The organism is Azospirillum sp. OGB3, assembly GCF_014192915.1.
Lineage (GTDB): Bacteria > Pseudomonadota > Alphaproteobacteria > Azospirillales > Azospirillaceae > Azospirillum.
Map to the genome: position 1 here is coordinate 77,215 of NZ_JACHYN010000013.1, position 25,774 is coordinate 102,988.

Annotated in this window: 15 protein-coding genes; 8 read left to right on the forward strand and 7 right to left on the reverse strand. The window is 70.1% G+C overall.

What is annotated here, in order from left to right:
- Positions 1–172: 172 nt before the first annotated feature.
- From FHW79_RS22770 to FHW79_RS22780, 3 genes are all read right to left on the reverse strand, one after another.
- Positions 173–1,621 carry a PLP-dependent aminotransferase family protein gene (locus FHW79_RS22770; RefSeq protein WP_183181006.1) on the reverse strand — a complete coding sequence of 483 codons (1,449 nt, stop codon included), beginning with the start codon at positions 1,619–1,621 and terminating at the stop codon, positions 173–175.
- A 412-nt stretch (positions 1,622–2,033) separates the two neighbouring features.
- Positions 2,034–4,853 carry a phosphoenolpyruvate carboxylase gene (ppc, locus tag FHW79_RS22775; RefSeq protein ID WP_183181007.1) on the reverse strand — a complete coding sequence of 940 codons (2,820 nt, stop codon included), beginning with the start codon at positions 4,851–4,853 and terminating at the stop codon, positions 2,034–2,036.
- Between the two features lie 297 nt (positions 4,854–5,150).
- The gene (locus FHW79_RS22780) at positions 5,151–6,023 is read right to left on the reverse strand and encodes an SMP-30/gluconolactonase/LRE family protein (RefSeq protein WP_183181008.1); all 873 of its coding nucleotides are present in this window, start codon (positions 6,021–6,023) and stop codon (positions 5,151–5,153) included.
- A gap of 240 nt (positions 6,024–6,263) precedes the next feature.
- On the opposite strand from FHW79_RS22780, the gene fbaA reads away from it, so the two are divergent.
- Positions 6,264–7,343 (forward strand): class II fructose-bisphosphate aldolase, encoded by a 1,080-nt coding sequence (gene fbaA, locus FHW79_RS22785; protein WP_035682507.1) that lies wholly within the window; start codon positions 6,264–6,266, stop codon positions 7,341–7,343.
- Positions 7,344–7,387: 44 nt separating this feature from the next.
- Here fbaA and FHW79_RS22790 read toward each other — a convergent pair whose 3' ends face one another.
- The 4 genes from FHW79_RS22790 to FHW79_RS22805 form a co-directional block, all read right to left on the reverse strand.
- Positions 7,388–8,230 carry a hypothetical protein gene (locus FHW79_RS22790; protein WP_183181009.1) on the reverse strand — a complete coding sequence of 281 codons (843 nt, stop codon included), beginning with the start codon at positions 8,228–8,230 and terminating at the stop codon, positions 7,388–7,390.
- Between the two features lie 77 nt (positions 8,231–8,307).
- A complete protein-coding gene (locus tag FHW79_RS22795) occupies positions 8,308–9,234 on the reverse strand; it encodes a glycosyltransferase (RefSeq protein WP_348984246.1) in 927 nt (308 codons plus the stop codon).
- Between the two features lie 172 nt (positions 9,235–9,406).
- A complete protein-coding gene (gene ccoG / locus FHW79_RS22800) occupies positions 9,407–10,885 on the reverse strand; it encodes a cytochrome c oxidase accessory protein CcoG (RefSeq protein ID WP_183181010.1) in 1,479 nt (492 codons plus the stop codon).
- 175 nt (positions 10,886–11,060) lie between these two features.
- Positions 11,061–11,768: a Crp/Fnr family transcriptional regulator gene (locus tag FHW79_RS22805; RefSeq protein ID WP_183181011.1), complete on the reverse strand. Its 708-nt coding sequence runs from the start codon at positions 11,766–11,768 to the stop codon at positions 11,061–11,063.
- Between the two features lie 366 nt (positions 11,769–12,134).
- Between FHW79_RS22805 and FHW79_RS22810 the strand changes: the two genes are divergently transcribed.
- The 7 genes from FHW79_RS22810 (at position 12,135) to FHW79_RS22840 (ending at position 25,751) form a co-directional block, all read left to right on the forward strand.
- Entirely contained in the window at positions 12,135–14,414 is a 2,280-nt protein-coding gene (locus FHW79_RS22810) for an ATP-binding protein (protein WP_183181012.1), read from the forward strand.
- Positions 14,407–14,889, forward strand: a complete 483-nt coding sequence (locus FHW79_RS22815) for a response regulator (protein WP_183181013.1) — start codon at positions 14,407–14,409, stop codon at positions 14,887–14,889. The genes FHW79_RS22810 and FHW79_RS22815 overlap by 8 nt, the downstream gene beginning before the upstream one ends.
- 16 nt (positions 14,890–14,905) lie before the next feature.
- Positions 14,906–17,821, forward strand: coding sequence for a PAS domain S-box protein (locus tag FHW79_RS22820; RefSeq protein WP_183181014.1), 2,916 nt, complete (start codon positions 14,906–14,908; stop codon positions 17,819–17,821).
- 67 nt (positions 17,822–17,888) lie between these two features.
- Entirely contained in the window at positions 17,889–20,396 is a 2,508-nt protein-coding gene (gene ptsP / locus FHW79_RS22825) for a phosphoenolpyruvate--protein phosphotransferase (RefSeq protein ID WP_183181015.1), read from the forward strand.
- Positions 20,393–21,349, forward strand: a complete 957-nt coding sequence (gene pfkB / locus FHW79_RS22830; RefSeq protein ID WP_183181016.1) for a 1-phosphofructokinase — start codon at positions 20,393–20,395, stop codon at positions 21,347–21,349. Before ptsP ends, pfkB begins: the two co-directional genes overlap by 4 nt.
- A gap of 26 nt (positions 21,350–21,375) precedes the next feature.
- Entirely contained in the window at positions 21,376–23,214 is a 1,839-nt protein-coding gene (locus FHW79_RS22835) for a PTS fructose-like transporter subunit IIB (RefSeq protein WP_183181017.1), read from the forward strand.
- A gap of 170 nt (positions 23,215–23,384) precedes the next feature.
- Complete coding sequence (locus FHW79_RS22840) at positions 23,385–25,751, forward strand: HAMP domain-containing sensor histidine kinase (protein ID WP_247884550.1); 2,367 nt, start codon at positions 23,385–23,387, stop codon at positions 25,749–25,751.
- The last annotated feature ends 23 nt before the right edge of the window (positions 25,752–25,774 follow it).

The following is a 25,774-nucleotide window of genomic DNA, read 5'->3' on the forward strand; positions in this document are numbered from 1 at the left end:
CATCCGGACCACCCGAGCGGCGGCCTGCGGCATGGCGCCGACTGTATGCCTTCAATTGCCAACTCTGCAAGCGAGATTGAATGCATTCAATAAGGGCTATGTATGGAAATCCTTGATTCTTCGGGAGGCGATCCCAGCAATGCGACACTCTGAAGCAGGCCGTTGATCGGATTCAGATGATGACGCCTGCGGTGGCGGGCGGCAGCACCAAGGCGTCGGCCAGGATCTCCAGCGCGCGGCGGGTCTCGTCGCGGTCCAGCGGGGCGCCCAGGCAGAAGCGCAGGGCCGCGGGCACGTCCGGGGTGGTGGCGAAGGCCTCCGCGGCCACCGCCGAAATGCCACGGCCGCGCAGGTGGGCCGTGAATTCCCCACCGGTCCAGCCATCCGGCAGGGTGAGCCAGAGATGGAAGGCCTCGCGCTTGGTGACGATCCGCTCCGCCGGCAGCAGCGATTCGGCGAGCGCACGGCGGGCCATGGCCTCCGCCCGGATGGCGTCGCGCACGGCCTCCGCGGTGCCGTCGGCGATCCACAGCCGGGCGATGGCGGCGGACAGCGGGGCGGCGATCAGCGTGGTCGCCCGCTGCGCCACCGCCACCCGGCGGGCCTGACGGGCGTCGGGCGCCGCCACATAGGCGATGCGCAGCGCGGGGGATACGCATTTGGCAAGCCCGGCGACGTGGTAGGTCAGCTCCGGCGCGAAAGCGGCAAGCGGCGGCGGCGCCGTTTCGGGCAGCAGGCCGTAGATGTCGTCCTCGATCACCGGAACGCCATGCTCGCGCAAAGCCGCGGCGACCGCCCGCCGCCGCTCCTCCGGCATGGTCGCCGTGGTCGGGTTGTGGAAGGTCGGGATGCAGTAGAGCGCCTTGGGCCGGTGCTCGGCCAGAACGACGCGCAGGGCGTCGGGGTCGATGCCGTCGGCGTCCATCGGAACGCCGACCACCCGAAGCCCGAGCTGCGCCGCGGCGGCGCGGAAGCCGGGGTAGGTCAGCGCCTCCGCGCAGACCGTGTCCCCGGGGCGGGCCAGCGCGGAGAGCAGGGCGAGCAGGGCGGCCTGCGTGCCCGGCGCCACCAGCACCCGCTCTGCCGTAAGGCCGGGCAGGCGGTGGCGCAGCCAGCGGACCGCCGCCTCACGGTCGTCCGGGCTGTCGGCCCCGTCCGGGTAGCGCAGCAGGTCCGGCAGCTCCAGAGCCGCGGTGGCCGCGGCGATTCCGCGGTTCATGCGGGCGGTCAGGGCGGCGGAGTCATGCGGTTGCGGCGGCTGGTTCATCGCCATGCTGACGGCCAGCGGCACCGTGCCGACGGTGGTGTGCGGCTCCGCAGCGAAGGGCGGGGAGACATGGCCGGTCTTGCGCACGAAGGTGCCCTGTCCGACCCGCGCGTCGACCAGCCCGCGGTGTCGCGCCTCCCCATAGGCGCGGCTGACCGTGGTGAAGTCGATGCCCAGCCGGTCGGCCAGGATCCGCTGCGGCGGCAGCCGGTCGCCGGGCCTCAGCCGCCCCGACCCGATGTCCGCCGCGATGGCGTCCGCGATGGCGATGTAGACGGGGCGGCTGCGGTCTTCCAGGGAGGGCGCCCAGTCGATGGGGTGCGCGGCGGTTTGGGGAGTGGGAAGCGGCGGCATGGCGATCCTTGCAGGGAGGCGGGGAGCTCCCTTCCAGACATTAGGCCCGCCATTGTATGGATTGTCAATATGCGCGTCGGGAATGTTTCACCGGCTGCGCCAGCCCCCTCGTTCATCGCGGGGTGTTCCACCCTGGACAACAGGCTCCGCAGCCAAAGCGTGCGCAGAAAAAAGGCCACCGGGGTGGACCCCGATGGCCTTCGAGTCTAGGGAGGAAACGTCCAGGACGTCGCACCAGCCGCCGCAACGGCGGCCCACAACGCTTGAACACAAGAGGAAGCATACTAATATATTAATATGAAAGCAAGCGGGAAATCGGGGGTGGCAACCCATTTTCGACGCAGACCCACGGTTTCGTCGCTCCCGCTTCCGTCCCGCCGGAGCGACGGGACGGAAGCGGCAACCGCAGAGGTCAGCCGCTGTTGCGCAGGCCGGCGGCGACGCCGTTGATCGACATCAGGATGCCACGCCGCACCCGCTCGTCACTGCTGCCGGCGCGGTGACGCCGCAGAAGCTCGACCTGGACGTGGTTCAGCGGGTCCATGTAGGGGAAGCGGTTGCGGATCGACCGCGCCAGCAGCGGATTCTCGCCCAGCAGTTCGTCATGGCCGGCGATGGCCAGCAGATGGCGGCGGGTGCGCTGCCACTCCTCGCGGATGCGGCCGAAGATGCGCTCGCGCAGTTCGACGTCCTCCACCAGCTCCGCGTAGCGCGAGGCGATGGCGAGGTCGCTCTTGGCCAGCACCATGTCCATGTTGGACAGCAGCGACTTGAAGAAGGGCCAGGCGCGGTTCATGCGTTGGAGCAGGGCCAGGCCGTCCGGCTCCTCCTTCAGCCACGCCTCCACGGCGCTGCCGAAGCCGTACCAGCCCGGCAGCATCAGGCGGCACTGCGCCCAGGAGAAGACCCAGGGAATGGCGCGCAGGTCCTCGATGCGGTCCGACTTGGTGCGCGAGGCCGGGCGGCTGCCGATGTTCAGCGTGGCGATTTCCGAGATCGGCGTGGCCGTTCGGAAATATTGGGTGAAGCCCGGCGTCTCGTAGACCAACCCGCGGTAGGCGCCGAAGGCCAGCTCCGACAGCCGTTCCATCGCCGCGTAGAAGGATTCCGCCGGCTCGACGCGGTTCTCCAGGTCGAGCAGGGTGGCCTCCAGCGTCGCCGCGGTCAGGACCTCCAGGTTGCGCTGCCCGACTTCGGGGCGCCCGTACTTCGAGGCGATGACCTCGCCCTGCTCGGTGATGCGGATCTGGCCGGACACCGCGCCGGTCGGCTGGGCCAGGATCGCCTGATAGCTGGGGCCGCCGCCGCGGCCGACCGAGCCGCCGCGGCCGTGGAACAGCCGCATGCGCACGCCGTGCCGGTCGAACAGCTTCGCCAGCTCGATCTCCGCCTTGTAGAGCTCCCAGCCGGAGGTCAGGAAACCGCCGTCCTTGTTGCTGTCGGAATAGCCGAGCATCACCTCCTGCTCGTCCCCGCGCGAGGTGACCAGGGCGCGGTAGGCGGGCAGGGCGAACAGCCGCTCCATCGTCGCCGGGGCCTGCCGGAGGTCCTCGATGGTCTCGAACAGCGGGACGATGTTGAGGCCGAGCGCCGGGGCACTCTCCACTCCGGGGCGCAGCAGGCCGGACTCCTTGAGGAGAAGCGCCACCTCCAGCAGGTCGGACGCGCCGTCGGTCTTGGAGATGATGCTGTTCGGCAGGGCCGCGGGTCCGTAGGTCTCGCGGAGCTGGCGGGCGGCGAAGAAGATCGCCAGTTCACCCGCCGTCTCCTCCGAATAGGCGTGGTAGGGCGAGTGCAGCGGGCGCGGGCTCTGGATTTCCTCGGCCAGCAGGGCGATGCGCTCGTCCTCCGACAGGGCGGCGTAGTCGGCGCAGCGCCCGGCGACCGCCAGCAGCTCCGCCACCGTGCGCTGGTGCACGTCGGAGTTCTGGCGCAGGTCGATGGGAGCCAGATGGAAGCCGAAGGTCTTTACCGCGATGATCAGGCGGCGCAGCCGTCCGGCGGCCAGACGGCCCGCCCCGTGGGCCTTCAGCGAGGCGTCCAGCACCTCCAGGTCGGCCAGCAGCTCGGCGCTGGTGGCGTAGGGATCGCCCTTGCCCACCGCGTTGCGCAGCGCCTCATGCTGGTCGAGCGTGCGCGAGGTCGCCGCCAGACGGGCGTAGATGCCGGTCAGGGCGCGGCGGAACGGCTCGTCGGCGCGGTGCGGCGAATGGTCGGGCGAGCGCTTGGCCAGCGCCTCCAGCTCCGGCGAGGTGCCGAGCAGCAGTTCGGACAGCGGCAGCTCGCCGCCCAGCTCGTGGATCTCGGTCAGATAGTGGTCGAGCGCGGCGGTCGATTGCAGGCGCATCGCCTCGCGCAGGATCGGTGCCGTGACGAAGGGGTTGCCGTCGCGGTCGCCACCGATCCAGGAGCCAATGCGGAAATAGGGCGGCAGCGACCACTCCCGCTCGGGAAAGCGCTTGGCCAGCAGATCCTCGAAGCGGCAGAACAGCTTCGGCAGCTCGGAGAAGAAGGTGTCGGTGTAGTAGGAGATGCCGTTCTTCACCTCGTCGATCACGGCGAGGCGCTGCGGGCGCAGCATGCGGGTGCGCCACAGCGTCAGGATGGCCTCCTGCAGCGCGTCCATGTTGGCCTCCGCCTCCTCCGGCGTCAGACGGGAGCGGTCGCGGGTGTCCAGCAGGGACGCTACCTTGTGCTCCAGCGCCAGGATGCTCTTGCGCTGGACCTCGGTCGGGTGGGCGGTCAGCACCGGGCTGACCTGCGCGATGTCCAGCACCCCGGCCAGCCGGTCCGGCGCGACGCCGGCGGCCTCCAGCCGCTCCAGCGCGTAGGGCAGGGTGCCCTCGCGCGCCGGCGAGCCGGCGATGGCGTGGTCGCGGGTGCGGCGGATGTGGTGCTGGTCCTCGGCGATGTTGGCGAGGTGCAGGAAGTAGGAGAAGGCGCGCACCACCGACATCATCGTGTCGCGCGGCAGGCTATTCAAAATCTCGGCCATCTCGCGGCGGGCGGAGTCGTCGTCGTCGCGGTTGAAGCGGACCGACGCCTGGCGCACGCTCTCGATGACGCCGTAGACGCCGTCGCCCTCCTGCTCGCGCACCGTGTCGCCGAGCAGGCGGCCGAGCAGGCGGATGTCCTCGCGCAGCGGGAAATCCTTGTCGTCGGTGTCGGTGTCGGTGCCGGTTTCGGTGTCGCTGACCGGAGCGGTGGAATGGAGGGCGGCGTCGGTGGTCATCGTGGGTCGCTCCGGCTGTGCGAAGGTGAAACCGTCGAAAGGATCGGCGTGCAACTGTAAAGCAGTTTGCTGCACCCGCTAAAGCCCTTTTCCCCTTGTGGGAGAACGGCTTCGGCACGGTTGCGGACGCCGCCGCCCCGGTGGCGCCGGTTGCGCTGCGGTGTCCGCACAGATCTATCACTTGGCGGAAGGGCTCGCCACGGCGGCGCGCGGTCCTTCCGCCATGCGGTGACGGCTGCTGATCAGCAGTACTTTCATACTAGTATATCAAGTTTCCTGGCAAGGGTTCCGGCCGGTTTACGACGCGCCGAACCGTCCCGGCGGCAGCCCGACGACGCCGGGCGTGCAGGTGAACAGCCCGCCGGCCAGCGGTTCCCCGGCCGGGGCGTCCTGGGCGGCGGTGGTGATGAACAGCCGGTCCAGGCCCGGACCGCCGAAGGCGCAGGAGGTGACGTTGGACACTGGCAGCCGCACCACCCGGTCCAGCGTCCCGTCGGGCCGGAAGCGGCTGACCCGCCCGCCGCTCCAGTGGGCGACCCAGAGATGCCCCTCGGCGTCGCAGGTCATGCCGTCGGGATAGCCGTCCTCCTCGCCGAAGCGGATGTGGACGCGCTTGTCGGACAGGGTGCCGTCCGCTGCCAGGGTGAAGGCGAAGATGGTCCGGGACGGGCTGTCGGTGTGGTAGAGCGTCCGCCCGTCCGGGGACAGGGCGGGGCCGTTGCTGACCGTGTAGCCAGCGTCCGCCCGCTCCACGGAACCGTCCGGCCCGATGCGGTAGAGGGCGCCGGAGGCTTCCTGTTCCGCGTCGTCCATGCTGCCCACCCACAGCCGCCCCGCCGCGTCGGCCATGGCGTCGTTCAGCCGGTTGCCGGGTATGTCCTCCTCCAGCCGCAGCATCTCGGGTCCCATCGAGAGCCGGTCGCCGTCCAGCGTCAGGCCGACCAGCCGGCGCGAGCGCAGCCCGGCGATGAAGCCGGCGCCGTCCGCCCGCTCGACCAGCCAGCAGGCGGCCTCTTCCAGCGGCCAGGCGCGGCCCCGGTCGTCGGCGGGGGTGTAGCGCAGCAGGCGCGACCCGCGGATGTCCACGGCGAACAGGGCGTCGCGCGACGGCGACCACACCGGCCCTTCGCCAAGCTGCGCGCCCGCCTTCCAGACACAGTGAGCGTCCATGGTCACGGTCTCCTTCTCTGGCTGTCCGGCGCGATGCCGCGGGTCTTTTCGTCACAGGCCCGGGGTGACTTTCGCGGCAAGTCTTTTGCAGCGTTCCGGCGCGGGAAGTGGCAAAAAGAGCGCGTGGCGTTCGCCGGTCCCATGCCCATATGGGGCTTGACCGAACGATCGAACCGACGTTTGAACCAACGTTCGAACCAAAGTTTCAAGGCAGTATTTTTCCGAGGGAGGAATTCACCCATGTCTGCCCCGACCCGACTGAAGCCCGGCGTCGTGACCGGAGAGGACTACCGCGCGCTGATCGCCGCCTGCCAGGACGGCGGTTACGCTCTGCCGGCGGTCAACGTGGTCGGCACCAACGGCATCAACGCCGTCCTGGAGGCGGCGGCGAAGAACCGCTCCGACGTGATCGTGCAGCTGTCGAACGGCGGCGCCCGTTTCTACGCCGGCGAAGGCATGAAGGACGCGCTGCAGGCGCGCATCCTCGGTGCCGTGTCGGCGGCGCAGCACGTCCACCTGCTGGCCGAGCAGTACGGCGTCTGCGTCGTCCTGCACACCGACCACGCCAACAAGGGGCTCATCCCCTGGGTCGAGGGCATGATCGGCCACGGCGAGGAGCATTTCCGCCGCACCGGCCGCCCGCTGTTCAGCTCGCACATGCTCGACCTGTCGGAAGAGTCGCTGGACTTCAACCTGTCGGAATGCGCCCGCGTCCTCAAGCGCCTCGCCCCGCTGGGCATGAGCCTGGAGATCGAGCTGGGCGTGACCGGCGGCGAGGAGGACGGCATCGGGTCGGAGGACCTGGACGCCGCCAACAACGCCCACCTCTACACCCAACCGGAAGACGTGCTGCGCGCCTATGAGGAGCTGTCGCCCATCGGCCACTTCTCGGTCGCGGCCTCCTTCGGCAACGTCCACGGCGTCTACGCCCCGGGCAACGTCAAGCTGCGTCCGGAGATCCTCGGCGCCTCGCAGTCCCTGGTGGCGGAGCGTCACGGTGGCGGCGCCAAGCCGCTGGCCCTGGTGTTCCACGGCGGTTCGGGGTCGGAGAAGGAGAAGATCGCCCAGGCGGTCGGCTTCGGCGTGTTCAAGATGAACATCGACACCGACACCCAGTTCGCTTTCGCCGAGTCCATCGGCGGCTTCGTGCTGGAGAACGAGGCGGCCTTCCGCCATCAGATCGACCCGCAGTCGGGCAAGCCGCTGAAGAAGCTGTACGACCCGCGCAAGTGGCTGCGCCTGGGCGAGCAGGGCATGGTCCGCCGTCTGGACGAGGCCTTCGCCGATCTGGGCGCCGCCGGCAAGTCGCTGGCCGGCTGATCCGTCGGGGATAGGGGGTGGGAGGCCGGCATGGCCACTCGCCCCTACACCGACGGCACTACCCCGATCACCGGCTCCGGCGGCGTCGCGACTGCCGCCGGAGCCGGAGTTGGAGTCAGGACCGGCGCCGGGGGCGCCGCGAAATCCACGGCCAACTGCTCCACCGTCATCGATCCGGCACCCGCCGCCACTTCGGCGCCGAACTGGAAGCCGAGAACCCAGTCGGTCTCATCGACGATTCCGCGGTCCTGAAGCTCGTCCAGCAGCCGGTCCAGGTCCAGCGTCCCGGCCAGCCGGTCGTCGCCGTATTGCAGGACCGTGTACTCCCAGTCGATCGGGTTGCCGTCCACCCCACCGCTGAACACCGGCTTGTTCCACAGGGTGGCGTCCCCCTGCGCGTCGGTCAGCGTGGCGACCGGTTCGCCGGCGGGGGTGAAGTAGCCGCTGTGCAGCCACACCATCACCTCGTCGGTCACGCCCTCGATCCCCTTGTTCGGGTCGTCGCCGATCCACAGGCTGACGGCGACGTTGTAGAGGTTCGTCGCACCGGTCAGGCCGACCTTGTAGGTCACGTCGAAGTTGGGCAGGTCGGCGATCCGCGCCGGCAGGTTCATGCTGGTGGACGGCGCGCCGTTCCATGGATTGACGCCGTGCGTCAGCTCCGGATAGGCGCGCACCGGGTAATTCTCGTAGGTCAGGGCGCGGCGGCTGTCGTAGGGCCAGTTCCAGCTGATAACCGTCCCGTTCGGAAACGTCGCCTCATCAATGGCGATGGACTGGCTGAAGTCCTTGCCGTTGCGGTAGCCGCCCGGATTCCAGACGTTGCTGCTGGCCGCCCAGCCGCCGGCCTCCAGCCGGTTGGCGCTTCCCGTCAGCGTCGTGGTCATGGTGGGTCCCCGCTCCGTTGCATCCTGTGCGGCGTCGGGGCTTCAACAAGGGCGGGCGGCGATGATCGCGGCGGCGTTCAGCCCCCGAGGAACAGCCGGCGGTCGATGTCGCGGGCGAGCCGATCCATCGGGCTCGACGGTTCGATGGCGTCGAGCCATTTGTTGTGCCAATGAAAGCAGAAGGCGCCGGGGAAGAAGTTGTCGAGGTCATACGCGATCGGCGACGCCTTCATGAAGTCGTTGAAGTGAAGCACCGGATTGTCGATCCACCCGGCGTCGAACCAGGGGCACGGCAGCACCAGGATGTCCATCGGTGTGTCATAGACCAGGCCGGCCTGCTGGAAACCCCAGCCGCGCCCGCGGTTCCGGATGAACTCAATGTTGCCCTTCATCGCTTCGGAGCGCGGCGTGGGGGAGATGTAGATCGCGCCGTTGGGATAGTCCTGCTGTTCCCACCGGTAGGCGAGGATCTTGCCGGGGAACTGGTTCAGGAGCGGTGTGACGCTTCTCAGGAACAGGCAATCGAGGTCGAACCAGACGCCGCCGTATTTGTAGAGCAGGATGTACCGGACGATGTCGGAATAGAAGGACGCATCGATTGACCGCCCGAAGTCGGTTCCCTCAAGAAAGGTGCCGCGGCATTCGTCGCGTTCGGAGAAGGCGCGGATCTCGGCGTATTCGCTGATTTCATTCAGGTATTCGTTGTTGGTGCCATTTTGTACCCAGACAATGATTCTGTTTCCACGGCCGAGCACGTTGAACAAATGGCAACTTTTTACTGAAACGAGGTGCTTCTCGTTCAGCGCGCCGTCCCAATAAGCGTGGAAGGTGAGCGGCTCGGGCGGGGGCGTCTCGTCCTTGAGGAGCTTGGCGACTTCGAGCGAGAGAAGTTCGTCAGAAAAATCCTCCGGCGCGAATCGCAGCACTTCCATCGATGGCCCCTTCACGACGCCGTTCCCGGGGCGGGTCGCCCGCCGAACGCCGTTATGCAACAGGTTCGGCACGGCAGGCAACCTCACCCCCGACGGAACGCAGCCCTCACTTGCCCTTGCGGGTCAGCAGGAAGGCGAAGACGCCGATGGTCACGACGAACACGCTGACGGCGCCGACCAGGGCGATGTAGGTGGTGGTGTCGAAGTTCATGGCGCAACCTCCTTGTGTTGAAGTCAGGCGGAATCAGGGACCGAGGAAGACGGTCTCGTGCTGGACGGTCAGCCCGTCCGGCTGGCGGGTGACGACGAAGGCCGTGGGGGTCGAGGGCTGGCGCAACGCCTCCTTCGGCACGCGGACCAGCACCCGGTGGGTCGCCACGCTGTCGGGATCGGCCTGGACCGGGACGGAGCCCTCCGCCGCCTCGCCCTCACCGCCGGCCACCGACAGGACGGCGCCGGGAAGCCCGGTGACGGACAGGCGGTAGCTCTGAGCCGCCCGCGTCATGTTCAGGATCTTGACCGTGTAGGCGTTCTGGATGTCGCCGTTGGACAGGGTGACGAACAGCGGCGCGCGGTCGCGCAGGATGTTCACGTCGACCTTCGGCTTCAGCACCAGCCCGGCGGCCATCATCCCGCCGACGACGGTCAGCAGCAGTGTGTAGATGATGGTGCGCGGGCGGACCGGCTTGAACGCCGGCTTGGCGCCGTTGGCCCGCGCGATCTGGGCGTTCAGGGAATCGAAGCGGACCAGATCGCCGGGCCGCCCGATCCTCGCCATCACGTCGTTGCAGGCGTCCACGCACAGGCCGCAACCGATGCAGGCGAGCTGCGGGCCGTTGCGGATGTCCACCCCGGTCGGGCAGACATGGACGCAGGCCCCGCAATCGATGCAGTCGCCCAGCCCCTTCGCCTTGCGCTCCTCCCAGCTTTGCGAGCGTTTCAGGTGGCCGCGACCCTCGCCGCGCCAGTCCTCATAGGTGACGGTCAGGCTCTCCTCGTCCTGCATCGCCGCCTGGAAGCGCGGCCAGGGGCACATGTAGACGCACACCTGCTCGCGCGCGTGCCCGGCCAGCAGATAGGTGGTCGCGGTGAACAGCCCGATGAACAGCAGCACGGTCGAGGACGCCTCGAACCGCAGCATTTCCAGCGCCAGGGTCGGAGCGTCGTTGAAATAGAAGACCCAGGCCCCGCCGGTCAGCAGCGCGATCAGCAGCCACGCGGCGTGCTTGGCCGCCTTCCTGCCCAGCTTGGCCGGCGACCAGGGGGCGTTGTCGAGACGGATGCGGTCGCCGCGGTCGCCCTCGATCCGGCGCTCCACCCACAGGAACAGGTCGCTCCACACCGTCTGCGGGCAGGCGTAGCCGCACCAGACTCGGCCGGCGAGCGCGGTCGCCAGGAACAGGCCGATGGCCCCCAGGATCAGCGCGCCGGTCAGGTAATAGACCTGCTGCGGCCACAGCTCGATGAAGAAGACATACAGGCGGCGGCCCGGCATATCCACCAGCACCGCCTGATCCGGCGCGTTGGGGCCGCGGTCCCAGCGAATCCAGGGGGTGACGTAGTAGAGGCCGAGCAGAAGGATCAGCGTCAGCCATTTCAGCCGGCGGAAGGTGCCGGCGACCGACTTCGGGTAGATCTTGTTGTGCTTGGCGTAGAGGCTGCTCTTGCGCGCGGATTCCGCGGTGTGGGAGGCGGTTTGCGGTTCGGTGGTGGAAACGCTCATCATGCTCGTCCGTGGTTCGGCCCGCGGACAAATGGGCAGGGGCGGGGCAGGGGCGGGCCATCCCCGCAGGCTAGGGAGACAGCGCGTCGGCGCCTTTGCGAATCCGCAAACGGACGGGGGTTGGGGGCGATTTTTGTCGGGGGGAGGGTGGGGGTGCCGAGGGGTTGAACCTTGCCTACCCGTCCAGCGCCACCGCCTCCAGCGCGGCAAGATCGCAGACGAAGACGTTCGGCGCCCGCTCGACCACCAGGCCCGCGCGCTTGAACTCGGCGATGGTGCGGCTCGCCGTTTCCATGCCGACGCCGAGCATGGCGCCCAGATCCTCGCGGCCCGACAGCAGGACCGGTTCGCTCGGAGCATCGGCGGCGAGCTTCAGGAACAGCCGGGCCAGCCGCCGGCGGGCGCTGCCGGTGGACAACTCGGTCAGCCACTCGTCGGCCTGATGCAGGGACTGGTACCAGCGCTCCATCAGGCGGGCATGCAGGCGCGGCGTCTCCTTGCTCAGCCGCTCGACCACCGCGCGCGGCAGGCGGCAGGTCTCGGCCTCCTGAAGCACGACGGCGGTGTGCTCGTAGGGCTTGCCGACCAGCACCTCCAGCCCGGCCACGGCGCCACGGCGGAGCAGCCGGACGATGCGCTGCGTGCCGTCGGGGAGGAACTGGACCAGCTTCACCAGCCCGCCGCGGATCGTGTAGAGGGAGCCGCCCTCGTCACCCGCGCTGTAGAGCGTGGCGCCGGGCTGGAAGCGCAGCTCGTCGATGGGAATGTGGATCAGGTCGAAATCCTGGTCGCGCAGGTCGCCGAACAGGACGAGGTCCCGGATGGCGCAACTGCTGCAGCGCGCGGCGCCCAGCCGCGCGGCGTCGATTCCGTTCCGATGCAATCCTGCCCGCCTTCCGTCCGCCGGACCCGTTCCGCCCGAAGCCGCGGAGCAGATTTTACGCGGTCCGGTCGAAAAGTTCCAACCGCGTGGATCCGCCCCGGGCGATTTCCCGTATCCTGTCCTACCCCCTCTTCCCACGTTGCCTGAAACGAAAGGCAACCTATATGACCAATCGCTTATGCCCTTGTTCTGAAGTGGTATTGTCTCAGTCCCCCGCCGTTGATAACCAAAGAGATGCCCGCCACGTCGAAACATTCGACATTATCTGAAATCATCGAATAGACCGGACGGCGAGCAGGGCATTAAGGAGCGACCTATTGGATTGTCTTTGTTTTCGGAGTGAACGCTGCGACAAGGACCAGCGCCATGACCGTTGGTGATTTGGACCTCGACGCCTGCAGCCGGGAACCGATCCATCGCCCCGGCAGCATCCAGCCCCACGGCATGCTGTTGGCCTTCTCCGGAAGCGATGCCGGCGCCCCCCTGATCCAGGCCAGCGCCAACGCCGCGCCGGCGCTGTCCCTGCCGCTGGAGCAGGCGTTGGGTCTGGCGCTGGAGCGGGCGCTGCACCCGCAGATCGCCGCCGCAGTTCGCTCTTTCCTTGCCGCCGGTCCGGTTCCCTCCCGCCCGGTGCCGGTCGCCGTGACCGAATTGCCCGGTGCTGGGCGTCATCAGCTTCTTGCCCACGCCGTCGATGACGCGGTGGGCAACCGCGTGGTGATCCTGGAACTGGAGCGGCTGGACGGGCTGGAGACCGACCTCCTCGACCACGTCTACCCGCGCATGCGCGAGGCGCTGGAGCGGATGGACGCGCTGAACGCGCCGACGGACCTTCTGAGCTGCGCCGCGCAGGAGGTCCGCGCGCTGACCGGCTTCGACCGCGTGCTGATCTACCGCTTCGACGCCGACTGGCACGGCACGGTGGTGGCGGAGGACGGGAACGGACGGCTGCCCTCCTACATGGACCTGCGCTTTCCGGCCTCCGACATCCCGACCCAGGCGCGCGAGCTGTACCGGCTGAACCGCCAGCGGCTGATCCCCGATGCCGGCTACGCCCCGGTGCCGCTGGTCGCGTTGTCGCCGGTCCCCGAAGGAGCGCTGCCGCTCGATCTCAGCTTTTCCGTCCTGCGCAGCGTGTCGCCGGTGCATGTGCAGTACATGCGGAACATGGAAACCGCCTCCTCCATGTCGGTGTCGATCCTGCTCCACGGCGCCCTGTGGGGACTGGTCTCCTGCCACCACCACGAGCCGAAGGCGGTGTCCTACGCCGTGCGCTCGGCGTGCGACCTGATCGCCCAAATCCTGTCGGTGCGCATCGCCGCGGTGGAGGACCGGCGCGACGCCGAGCACCGCATCGCCCTGCAGGCCATCCAGGCGCGGCTGCTGGCCGCCATGGCCCAGGCCGATCCCTTCATCACCGGCCTGACCGAGCATCCCGACGACCTGCTGCGCTTCGCCAACGCCAGCGGCGCCGCCGTGGTCTTCGAGCGGCGCTGCACGCTGGTCGGCGACACCCCGACGGAAGAGCAGGTGCGCGACCTCGTGGACTGGTTGGCCACCCAGGGCGAGCCGGAGCAGTTCGAGACCGACAGCCTGCCCGCCCTCTACCCGGCCGCCGCGGACTTCGAAGGCAAGGCTGCGGGGCTGCTGGCCGTCGCCGTGTCGAAGCTGCACGCCAGCTACGTGCTGTGGTTCCGGCCCGAGGTGGTGCGCACCGTCCGCTGGGGCGGTGACCCGCGCAAGCCGCTCGACCGTGACGGGCGGGGCCTGAGCCCGCGCGCCTCCTTCGAGACCTGGAAGGAGACGGTGCGCCACCGCGCGCTGCCTTGGAGCGCGGCGGAGCGCGACACCGCCGCGGCGCTGCGCCACGCCGTCATCGGCATCGTCCTGCGCAAGGCCGAGGAACTGGCCGCCCTGTCGCGGGAGCTGGCGCGCTCCAACAAGGAGCTGGAGTCCTTCTCCTACTCCGTCTCCCACGACCTGCGCGCGCCGTTCCGCCACATCGTCGGCTACGCCGAGCTGTTGCAGGAGCTGGAGGCGGACCGGTTGAGCGCAACCGGGAAGCGCTACCTGGACGTCATCGTGGACGCGGCCAACAGCGCCGGCACCTTGGTGGACAATCTGCTGCACTTCTCCCAGATGGGCCGCAGCGAGTTGACCCCTGTGTCCATGGACATGAACGCCCTGGTCGCGGAGGTGCGGGAGACGCTGGCCCCCGACACCGCCGGGCGGGCCATCGAGTGGGACATCGCCCCGCTGCCCACGGTGCGCGGCGATCCCGTGATGATGCGGCTGGTTCTGCAAAATCTTTTGTCGAACGCCATCAAATACTCCCGCGGCCGGGAACCGGCGCGCATCGCCGTGGGTTGCGAAGACCGGTCCACCGAAACCATCTTCTTCGTCAGGGACAACGGGGTCGGCTTCAATCAGGCATACGAGAAGAAGCTGTTCGGGGTCTTCCAACGGCTGCACCGCAACGAGGAGTTCGAAGGCATCGGCATCGGACTGGCCAACGTGCGCCGCGCCGTGGACCGCCATGGCGGACGGACCTGGGCCGACGGTCGGCTCGACAAGGGGGCCATCTTCTACTTCACGCTGCCGAAGGCCGGGACGGCGAAACCGGATCTGCGAGACCTCGATGAGTGACCTGAAACCCATCCTGCTGGTCGAAGACAACCCGCGGGACCTGGAGCTGACCCTGGCGGCGCTGGAGAAATGCCAGCTCGCCAACGACGTGATCGTCGCGCGCGACGGCGAGGAGGCGTTGAGCATGCTGACCCGCCGCGATCCGGAAACCGGAAAGCCGACACAGCTTCCCGCCGTTGTCCTGCTCGACCTCAAGCTGCCGAAGATCGACGGGCTGGAGGTGCTGGAGCGGGTGAAGAGCGATCCGGAGACCCGGCACGTCCCCATCGTGATGCTCACCGCGTCGCGTGAGGAAAGCGACCTCGTGCGCAGCTACAAGCTGGGCGTGAACGCCTTCGTGGTGAAGCCGGTGGACTTCAAGGCCTTTTTCCAGGCGATCCGCGACCTGGGCGCCTTCTGGGCGATCCTGAACGAACCCCCGGTCGGCTGCGCCCGCCGTCCGGCGGGAACCCCGCCCGCGGGTAAAGGCGCCTGAAGGAATGCCCTCCGCTATGCCCTCCGCGGTGACCATCCTGCATCTGGAAGACAGCCCGCTGGACTGCGAGCTGGCCTGCGCACGCCTGCGGAAGGCGGGAATCACCTGCGACGTGACCCGCGTGGACACCCGCGCGGCCTTCGAGGCGGCGCTGGTCAAGGCGGCGGCGGACGGGCGGCGCTTCGACCTGATCCTGGCCGATTTCTCCCTGCCCGATTTCGACGGGCTGGAGGCGCTGGGCATCGCCAAGGCCCGTGCTCCGGAAACCCCCTTCCTGTTCCTGTCCGGGCGCATGGGGGAGGAGACGGCGGTGTCGGCGCTGAAGATGGGCGCGCGCGACTATGTGCTGAAGCAGCGGCTGGCCCATCTGCCCGCCGCGGTGGAGCGGGCGATCGTCGAGGCCCGCACCCTGGCCGAGCGGCGGCTGGCCGAGGAGAATCTGCGCCGGCTGCGGCAGGCCATCGACGACATCCGCGACTACGCCATCGTCACGCTGGACCCGGAGGGCCGCATCACCTCGTGGAACGAGGGCAGCCGCCGCCTGTTCGGCCACACGGAGGAGGAGGCGCTGGGCCGCCCCCTGTCCCTGCTCTTCGCGCCGGAGGAACGCTGCGCGGAGAACATCCGCGGCCTGCTGGCCGGGGTGGCGGAGAAGGAGCGTTGCGAGGTCGAATGGATCCACGCGGCGCGGGACGGGCGGCGCTTCTTCGGCTCCACCGTGCTGACCGTGGCGCGCGACGCCACGGGCGCGCCGGCCGCCTATTCGGTGGTGGTGCGCGACATCACCGACCGCCGCGCCTCGGAAATCGCGCTGCGCGACAGCGAGGCCAAGTTCCGCGCCATCGCGGAAAGCATGCCCCAGCTCGTCTGGTCGGCTCCGCCGGACGGCCTTCCCGATTACTACAACCTGCATTGGTTCGCCTACACCGGCACGCGGCCGGAGGCGATGACCGGGACCGCCTGGATGGAGGTGGTGCATCCGGACGATCGGGCGCGCACCGCCGCCCTGTGGACCGCCGCGGTGCGGTCGGGCGACGCCTACGAGGTCGAGTACCGGCTGCGCGAAGCCGGGGGCCGCTACCGCTGGTTCCTCGGGCGGGCGGTGCCGCTGCGCGACGGGGACGGGCGGATCACCCGCTGGTTCGGCACCTGCACCGACGTCGACGACGCGGTGAAGTCCCGCACCGCCCAGGCCGACGCACGCGAGGATCTGGAACGGCAGGTGGCCGAGCGCACGGCGGAGCTGGTGGCCGCCAACCGCCGCCTGCTGGGCGAAGTGGCGGAGCGGCAGCGCGCCCAGGCCGACCTCAGCGCGCTCTACGCCAAGACGCCGGTGCCGCTGCATTCGCTGGACGCCGAGGGGCGGCTGCTGAGCGTCAGCGACCGCTGGCTGGAGTTCATGGGCTATGAGAGCCGGGGGCAGGTGCTCGGCCGCAACATCGCGGAGTTCATGCCGCCGGACGTCGCGCGGGAGCACCGGGAGCACCTCTGGCCGGAGCTGCTGCGGCTCGGCGCCTTCCAGGACATGCCCTACCGGCTGGTCAAGCGGTCGGGGGAGGTCGCCGACGTATTGGTCTCCGCCCGGATCGAGCGCGACGGGTGGGGCGGTTTCCTGCGCACCATGGCCGCCGTGGTCGACGTCTCCGCCCGGCTGCGCGCCGAGGCGGAGCGCGAGCGGGCCGAGGAGGCGCTGCGCCATTCCCAGAAGATGGACGCGCTGGGCCAGCTGACCGGCGGCATCGCCCACGACTTCAACAACCTGCTGACGGCGATCTCGGGCAACCTGGATCTGCTGCTGTCCCGGCTGGACACGGCGGAGCGGGGCGACCTGCGCGACTACGCCAGCCACGCCAAGGTCGGGGCGACCCGCGCCGCCGGGCTGACGCAACGCCTGCTCGCCTTCGCCCGGCGGCAGCCGCTGCGCCCGGACGCGACGGAGCCCTGCGTGCTGGTCGAGGGGATGGAGGACCTGCTGCGCCGCACGGTGGGCGAGCAGGTGTCCATCGCGACCGATTGCCCGCCGGACGTCTGGGCGGCCTGGTGCGACTCCAACCAGCTGGAGATCGCCCTGCTGAATCTGGTGGTGAACGCCCGCGACGCCATGCCGGACGGCGGGCGCATCACCATCAGCGCCGCCAACGCCCATCTGACGGCGGCCGACGTGGCGGGCGACGCCTCCGGCGCGGCGCCCGGCGACTACGTCGTCTTGACCGTGGCCGACACCGGCATGGGCATGCCGCCCGACATCATCAAGCGCGCCTTCGACCCGTTCTTCACCACCAAGCCGATCGGGCAGGGGACTGGGCTGGGACTGTCGCAGGTCTATGGCTTCGTCAGCCAGTCCCACGGGCTGGTGCGCATCGACAGCGAGGCCGGGCGTGGCACCGCCGTGCGCCTCTATCTGCCGCGCTGCGACGGGGCGGAGGGCACCAGCCTTCCGCCGGGGGCTGCCGCGGTGCCCGCCGCCAAAGGAGGGACGGATGCGGCGGCGGACAACACCGCGGGAACCGTTCTGCTGGTCGAGGACGAGGCGCTGGTCCGCATGGTCGCGGTGCAGGCGCTGGAAGATGCCGGGCTGGACGTCGTCGAGGCATCGGACGGGACGGAGGCGCTGGAGCTGCTGGACAGCGGCCTGCGCGCGGATCTGGTGGTGACCGACGTCGGGCTTCCCGGCATGAACGGGCGGCAGCTGGCCGAGGCGGTGCATGAGCGGCGGCCCGAGCTGGGCGTGCTGTTCATGACCGGCTACGCTTACGACGCCACGCTCGGCACCGGCATCCTGGAGCCGGGCTGCGAGGTGCTCCAGAAGCCCTTCGAAACGACGGCGCTGGTCGCCCGCGTCACCGGCATGCTGGCCCACACGCGCGGTGGCGGCAGTGGTGGTAGTGGCGGCCCTATGCGCGAATCTGTCCCGGAACGCCACTGCGACTGATGCGTTATCCTCCTCTAAGGACGAGTCCGGCCCCGCGCATGGACTCCGCGAGGGGGGAGGACGGGCGATGCTTCAGGTCTCCGAATCGCAGGTGCGCCTTGGGCTCTCGGCGCCGGACAAGACGGAGGCCATCCGCATCGCCGGCCGGGCGATGGTCGACAGTGGACTGATCGATCCCGGCTACATCGACAGCATGCTGGGCCGCGAGGCGGTGTCCGGCACCTATCTCGGCAGCGGCATCGCCATCCCCCACGGGCTTCCCGAGGCGCGCGATCTGGTGCGGCGGACCGGCGTGGTGGTCGTCCAGTTCCCCCAGGGCGTCGATTGGGGCGGCGGGGAGACGGCGCGGCTGGTCGTCGGCATCGCCGCCAAGTCGGACGAGCACATCGCCGTGCTGCAGCGGCTGACCGGCGTGCTGGGCGACCCGGCGGAGGCCGCGCGGCTGGGCGGCACGGGCGATCCGCGCGCCATCATGGCCGTTCTGAACGGCGAGGCGCCCGCCGCACCCGCGGCGGCGTCCACCGCGCCTCCCATCGACGGGGACTCCATCGCGGTCACCGCCCCGACGCCCCACGGGCTGCACGCCCGCCCGGCGACGGCGCTGGTCGAGGTCGCCAAGCGCTTCCGCGCCGAGATCGCCGTCCGGCACGGCGGCACCACGGCCAACGCCAAGAGCCTGATTTCCCTGCTGCGCCTTGGCGCGTCCGGTGGTCAGCCGCTGACCGTCACCGCCGCGGGCGAGGACGCGGCGGCGGCGCTCCAGGCCATCCGCGCCGCTTTCGAGGCAGGGCTGGACGAGCCGGTCTCCACGGCGACGCCCGTGGCTGAGCCGGCGCCGCGGGCCGTCCCGGCGGACCTCGATTATGACGGGCGGGTGATCGCCGGCATCTCCGCCTCCCCCGGCGTCTCCACCGGCCCGGTCTGGAAGTTCCAGCGCGAGGAGCTGACGGTCGCCGAGACCGCCCCGGACCCAGAAGCCCAGCACCGCCGGCTGGATCAGGCGCTCGCCGCCGCCGCCGCCGACCTGCGCAATCTGCACGAGGAGTTCTGGAAGAAGGCCGGCGCCGCCAAGGCCGCCATTTTCAAGGCGCATCAGGAGCTTCTCGACGATCCGGAGATGGTCGCCGAGGCCCACGCCCTGATCGGCCAGGGCAAGAGCGCCGGCTGGGCGTGGCGCACCGTCTACGAGGAGCGCGCCGGCACGCTGGCCCAGCTCGCCGACCCGCTGCTGGCCGGGCGGGCCGCCGACCTCAGCGACGTCGGACGCCGCGTGCTGCGCCTGCTCGCCGTGGTGACGGAGAGCGTGGCAGCCCTGCCGGACCATCCCGTCATCCTGCTGGCCGAGGATCTGGAGCCGTCCGACACGGCCAAGCTCGACCCGGCCAAGGTGCTGGGGCTGTGCACGGCGGGGGGCGGCGCCACCTCCCACACGGCGATCATCGCGCGTTCGCTGGACATCCCCGCGGTCGTCGCCGCCGGTCCTTCCGCACTGGATCTGGAGAACGGACGGGCGGCGATCCTCGATGGCGACGGCGGGGTGCTGGTCGCCGACCCCAGCGAGCGCGACCGCGGCCGCGCCGCCGAGGCCCGGGTCAGGGTGGGCGAGCGGCGGGAGGCCGAGCGGCTCGACCGCTACAAGCCGGCCATCACCACGGACGGACGGCGCGTCGAGGTCGCCGCCAACATCTCGGACCCGGCGGAGGCGGTGCAGGCCGTCGAGGCGGGCGGCGAGGGCGTCGGGCTGATGCGCACCGAGTTCCTGTTCCTCCAGCGCGACCTGCCGCCGGACGAGGAGGAGCAGTTCGCCGCCTACCGGACCATGGTGCGGGCGATGAACGGGCTGCCGATCATCCTGCGCACGCTGGACATCGGCGGCGACAAGAACGTCCCCTATCTGCGCATGCCGGCGGAGGGCAACCCCTTCCTGGGCGTGCGCGGCATCCGCCTGTGCTTCGAGCGGGAGGACCTGTTCCGCACCCAGCTGCGCGCCATGCTGCGAGCCTCCGCGGAGGGGCCGGTGCGCATCATGTACCCGATGATCGCCACCCCGGCGGAGCTGGAGCGCGCCAAGGCGATCACCGAGGCGGTGCGGCGGGAACTGGACGTGCCGCCGGTTGAACTGGGCATCATGATCGAGGTGCCGTCCGCCGTGATGATGGCCGACCGGCTGGCACGGGAGGTGTCCTTCTTCTCCATCGGCACCAACGACCTGACGCAGTATGTGCTGGCGATGGACCGGTTGCACCCGGTGCTGGCCCCGCAGGCCGACGGGCTGCACCCCGCCGTCCTGCGCATGGTGGAGCGCACGGTGGACGCCGCCCGCCGCGCCGGAATCTGGGTCGGCGCCTGCGGCGGCGTGGCCGGCGACCCGGCGGGAGCGGTGCTGCTGTCCGGGCTGGGCGTCGCGGAGCTGAGCGTGGCCATTCCCGCGGTTCCCTCGGTCAAGGCGCGGCTGCGCGCCATTGCCATGGCCGACGCCGAGCGCACCGCCCGCGAGGCGCTGGACTGCGCCGACGCGGCGGAGGTAAGGACTCTGGTCCGCCAACGTTTCGCCGACGCCGGAGGCCTGTCATGACCACAGCAACCACCCCACGCCCCGGCGTCGTCACCGTGACGCTGAACGCCGCCATCGACCAGACCCTCGACGTGCCGGGCTTCGCCGCCGGAGCGGTCAACCGGGCGGTCGCCGAAACGCGGACCGCCGGCGGCAAGGGCATCAACGTCGCCGCCTTCCTGTCTGGCGGCTCCATTCCGGTGACCGCCACCGGCTTCCTCGGCGAGGAGAACACCGCCGCCTTCGACGCGCTGTTCCGCCGCCGCGGCATCCGCGACCGCTGCCTGCGCTTGGCCGGCCGCAGCCGGGTGAACATCAAGCTGGTGGATCGTGAAGGCCGTTCCGTCACCGACATCAACCTGCCGGGCCTGCATGTCCCGGCGGAAAGCTGGCGGGGGCTGTTGACCGTGGTGAACGACCTCGCCGCCGCCAACCGGACCTTCGTCCTGTCGGGCAGCGTCCCGGCGGGTGTGCCGGACACCGCCTACGCCGAGATGGTCACCGCCCTGCACCGGCGCGGCGCCTTCGTGGTGGTGGACGCCAGCGGCCCGCCGCTGCGCCACGCCGTGGCCGCCCGCCCTGATATGGTGAAACCGAACGCGGCGGAGCTGGCCGAACTGCTCGGCCGCCCGCTGAAGGATCGCGCCGAGGTGGTGCACGCGGCCCGCGAGCTGTCGGAGTCCGGCATCGCGCTCGTCGTCGTGTCGCTGGGCGCCGAGGGTGCCGTCTTCGTGGAGGGCGGCCGCGCTCTGCTCGCCGTGCCGCCGCCCGTCGAGGTCGCCAGCACCGTCGGCGCCGGGGACGCCATGGTCGCCGGGGTCGTCGCCGCCCGGCTGGACGGGGGCGGGCTGGAGGAGTGCGCGCGGCGCGGCACCGCCTTTGCCGCTGGCACGCTGTCGCGCCTCGGCCCCGAACTGCCGCCACCGGAGCGTCTCGCCGAGCTGATGCGGGCCGTTCGGGTGGAGGAATTGTAAGGCATTTCAGCGCCGGAGGGATCGCGATGGCAAAGCTCGTGGCTGTGACCGCCTGCCCGACGGGGATCGCCCACACCGTCATGGCGGCCGAGGCGCTGCGCCGCACCGCTGCGCTGATGGGCCACACCATCGCGGTGGAGACCCAGGGGGCGAACGGCGTGCAGACGCCGCTCTCCGCGGCCGACATCGCGGCGGCCGACGCGGTGGTCCTGGCCACCGACATCGCCGTGGACGATTCCCGTTTCGCCGGTAAGCCGATCCTGCGCACCTCCACCGCCGCCGCCATCCGCGACACCAAGGCGGTGATCGGCAACGCCCTGGCCGATGTCCCCGGCGCGCAGACCGAAGCCGCCGCTCCGCAGCCCGCCCCGAAGCCGACACCCACCGTGGTGCGCAGCCCCGGCCTTCTGGTCGCCATCACCGCCTGCCCGACCGGCATCGCCCATACCTTCATGGCCGCCGAGGCGCTGAAACAGGCCGCCCAGGCCAGGGGCTACCGCATCAAGGTCGAGACCCAGGGCTCGGTCGGCGCAAAGAACGCGCTGACCGAGGAGGAGATCGCCGAGGCCGAGGCCGTCATCATCGGCGCCGACACCCACGTCGCCACCGACCGCTTCGCCGGCAAACGGCTGCTGAAGACCTCGGTGGGCGAGGCGCTGAAGCAGCCCGCCCGTGTGATCGACGAGGCGATCGCCCTGCCGCCTCCCGCCGCGACGGGAAGCGCCGCCGCTCCCGCCTATGCCGACGCGGTGTCGGGGGCAAAGGCACGGCAGAAGGAGGCGCAGGCCGGCCCCTACAAGCATCTGCTGACCGGCGTGTCCTTCATGCTGCCCCTCGTGGTGGCCGGCGGCCTGATCATCGCCCTGTCCTTCGTCTTCGGCATCGAGGCCTTCAAGGAACCGGGAACCCTTCCGGCGGCGCTGATGCAGATCGGCGGCGAGGCCGCCTTCGGGCTGATGGTGCCGGTGCTGGCCGGCTACATCGCCTATTCCATCGCCGACCGGCCCGGCCTCGCTCCCGGATTCATCGGCGGGATGCTGGCCGCGAAGATCGGGGCGGGCTTCCTGGGCGGCATTGTGGCGGGTTTCCTGGCCGGCTACATCGCCCGCTGGCTGCGCGACACCATCCGGCTGCCGCAGAATCTGGAAGGGCTGAAGCCGGTGCTGATCATCCCGCTCCTTGGCACGCTGGCGGTCGGTCTGCTGATGATCTACGTCATCGGCACGCCGGTCGCCGCGATCATGAACGGGCTGACCGCCTTCCTGCAGAGCATGACCGGCGCCAACGCGGTGGCGCTCGGCGCGCTTCTGGGCGCCATGATGGCGCTGGACATGGGCGGGCCGGTCAACAAGGCGGCCTACACCTTCGCGGTCGGGCTTCTCGCCTCCAGCACCTACACGCCGATGGCCGCGGTGATGGCGGCGGGCATGACGCCGCCGCTCGGGTTGGCGCTCGCCACCCTGGTCGTGCCCAGCCGGTTCACGATGCAGGAGCGCGAGGCGGGCAAGGCTGCGGGCGTGCTCGGCCTCGCCTTCATCACCGAAGGGGCGATTCCCTTCGCCGCCAAGGACCCGCTGCGCGTCATCCCCGCCGCCATGGCCGGGTCGGCGGTGGCCGGCGCCTTGTCGATGTGGTTCGGCTGCGGGTTGCGGGCGCCGCACGGCGGCGTCTTCGTGCTGGCGATCCCCAACGCGGTGGCGCCGCTCGGCCCCTACGTCCTGGCTATCGTCGCCGGAACCGTCGTGACGACGCTTGGTTTGATGGTTTTGAAGCGCCGCGTCGAGGCGGACCCGACCGCGGCGCCGACGCTCGGCACCGCCGCGCCGACCCCGACCAGCCCCGCGCCCAGCGGGGCAGGGCGCTGAGAGGAGAGGATCGTCGCATCCGCTGATTGCCGGCTGTACCGCAAATTAGTTTTAATTTTCGCCAAAATTGAAAGAACTCGACAACTCAAGAGTGCTATCGCTAGCTTTGCGTTGTTCCGCCGCCGGCCTGTTCCGCAGTCCCCTGGAGGAACGGCAGCCGGCGGAGCGTGATGAGGATCTCGTATCGCATAGCGACGGTGGGTGGAATTCCGGTGGTCATCGCGGCGTTGATCGCGGTGTCCGCCTGGATTCTGCTGGAGCGCGCCGGCCGCTCGCGCGAGGCCGCGGTTCTGGCCGGCACCGTCTACCGCGAGATGATCGCCGCCACCGCGGCCCGCAACGACTTCATCCATTCGCCCCCTGAAGGCCGCCTTCCCCATGAGGTCACCTTCCGCCGCGCCACCCACGGCGCGCGGGCGGCGCTTGACGCGCTGGGTGGGCTGGCGGACCAGGGCATCCAGGCCGACGCCGTGGAAACCGCCCGCCGCGCGTCCGACCGTCACGCCGCCCGGCTGGAGGAGTTGGTGGATGCCATCGCCTTCAGTGATGCCCGTGCCCGCGGCATGGCGGAGCAGGAGGCGCGTCTTCTCGCTTTGGCCGAACAGGCGCGCCAGCGGCAGCACGCCGCCAACGCGGCGCTCGTCGCCTCCCTGGCCGAGGCCGACCGGCAGATGCGCGACAGCCGCAATCTCGTGGATGGCCTGCACAGGTTGCGGGAAGCGATTCTGAGCGCCCGGCTGGCCGCGAAGGACGAGGTGCTTGGTGCCGAACCACCCGACTCGCCAGCCGAATCGTTACCCAACGCGGCGGCGCGGTCCGATGCCCTGGCTTTCTGGCTGGACCGTGTGGAGCGAGCCGCCGAGGGGCTTGCCGCGTCGCTTCCCGCCGACACCGCCCATGGGACGGCGCTGGACGAGTTGACGCGGTTGCGGGCCGAACGGCTGGACCGGACGACGCTCACGGAACTGGCACCCCGTTACGACGCGCTCGCCGAGCGGGTCCTGAAAGCCGCCGACACCGGCTACAGCGCCGTCCAGGACGAGGTGACGGAGCTTTTGCACCACACCGTGTCAGCCCACGCCATGGAGCAGGAGACCCAGACGCTCGCCATGACCGCCCTGACCCTCAGCGGGCGCACCCTGAGGGCGCTGGAGCGGCGCGACCCCCGCGGCCTGCATGACGTCGCAACCGACAGCGGGCGGTTGCGCGACCGGGTCGCCGGGCTTCCCATCTCCCCGCTCATCCAGGACGAGATGCTGGCCGCCATCACCGCGTGGCGCGATGGGCTGGAGCGCACCACCGACGGGCTGGCCCGCCAGAACGGCGCCATCGCCGCGATGGACATGGACGCCGCCGCGGTGATGAACACCGCCCGCCGCCTGAACGACCTGTTCCAGGACAGCGCGGTGCGCAGCGCCGGCCTGCTGCGTTCCACCCTGCTCATCGGGGCGACCATCGGCCTGCTGTTCGCCGCCGGGGCGGCGCTCCTGGTGGCCGGCGGCATCACGCGCCCCCTGCGCCGTCTTCAGGGGGCCACCCGGCGGTTGGCCCGCGACCCGCGTGACGGGCGGGTAACCGACCTCGAGCGGCGGGACGAGCTGGGCGACATGGCCCGCGCCGTTCACCACTTCGCCGCTGAGATCAACCGCCGCGAGGACGAGCTGCGCCGGGCCAAGGAGCAGGCGGACTCCACCCTTGCGGAGTTACGGCGGACCCAGGCTCATCTGGTGCAGGCGGAGAAGTTGGCCGCGCTGGGGCAGGTGGTGGCCGGCGTGGCGCACGAGATCAACACGCCGCTGGGCATCACGCTCACCACCTCCACCCTGATCCGCGAGAAGGTGCCGAAGATGAAACGCCTTCTCGATTCCGGCCAGCTGCGCCGCCGCGAGCTGGAACGCTTCCTGACCGACATGGGTGACGTGTCCGAACTGATGGTCAACAACGCCGTCCGCGCGGCCGAGCTGGTCCAGCGCTTCAAGGAGCTGGCGATGGACCCGGTGGGGGAAACGCGCCGGCGCTTTGACCTCCGCCTCTGCCTGATGCAGGCGGTGGAGGCGATGGGAGCCTTCTGGGATGCGGCGGAACACCGGGTTGTCGTGGACTGTCCGCCTGGGCTGATGATGGACGGTTACCCGCAAGCCATCGCGCAGATCGTCTCGCATCTCCTGCTGAACGCGGTCAACCATGGCTTTGCAGACGGGAAGGGGGCAGACGGGGAGGGGACAGACGGGCAAAGAGGAGAAGGGCAAAGCGGCACCGTAACGGTTGCTGCCCGCAAAGCCTCGGCGGAGGTCGTGGAACTGTCCGTCGCCGACGACGGGCGGGGCATCCCGGTGGACCTTCGCGCGCGGATCTTCGATCCCTTCTTCACCACGCGCCGCGGACACGGCCATGCTGGTCTCGGTCTGCACATCGTCCACAACGCGGTCAGCCAGCTCGGCGGCACCATCACCCTGGAGGATGAGGGGGAAGAGGCGGGAGGGGCTCGCTTCGTCATCCGCCTTCCCCCCGCCATGCGGGAGAGGGACGGCGCATGACGCGGGCGGACAGGCTGTCCGTC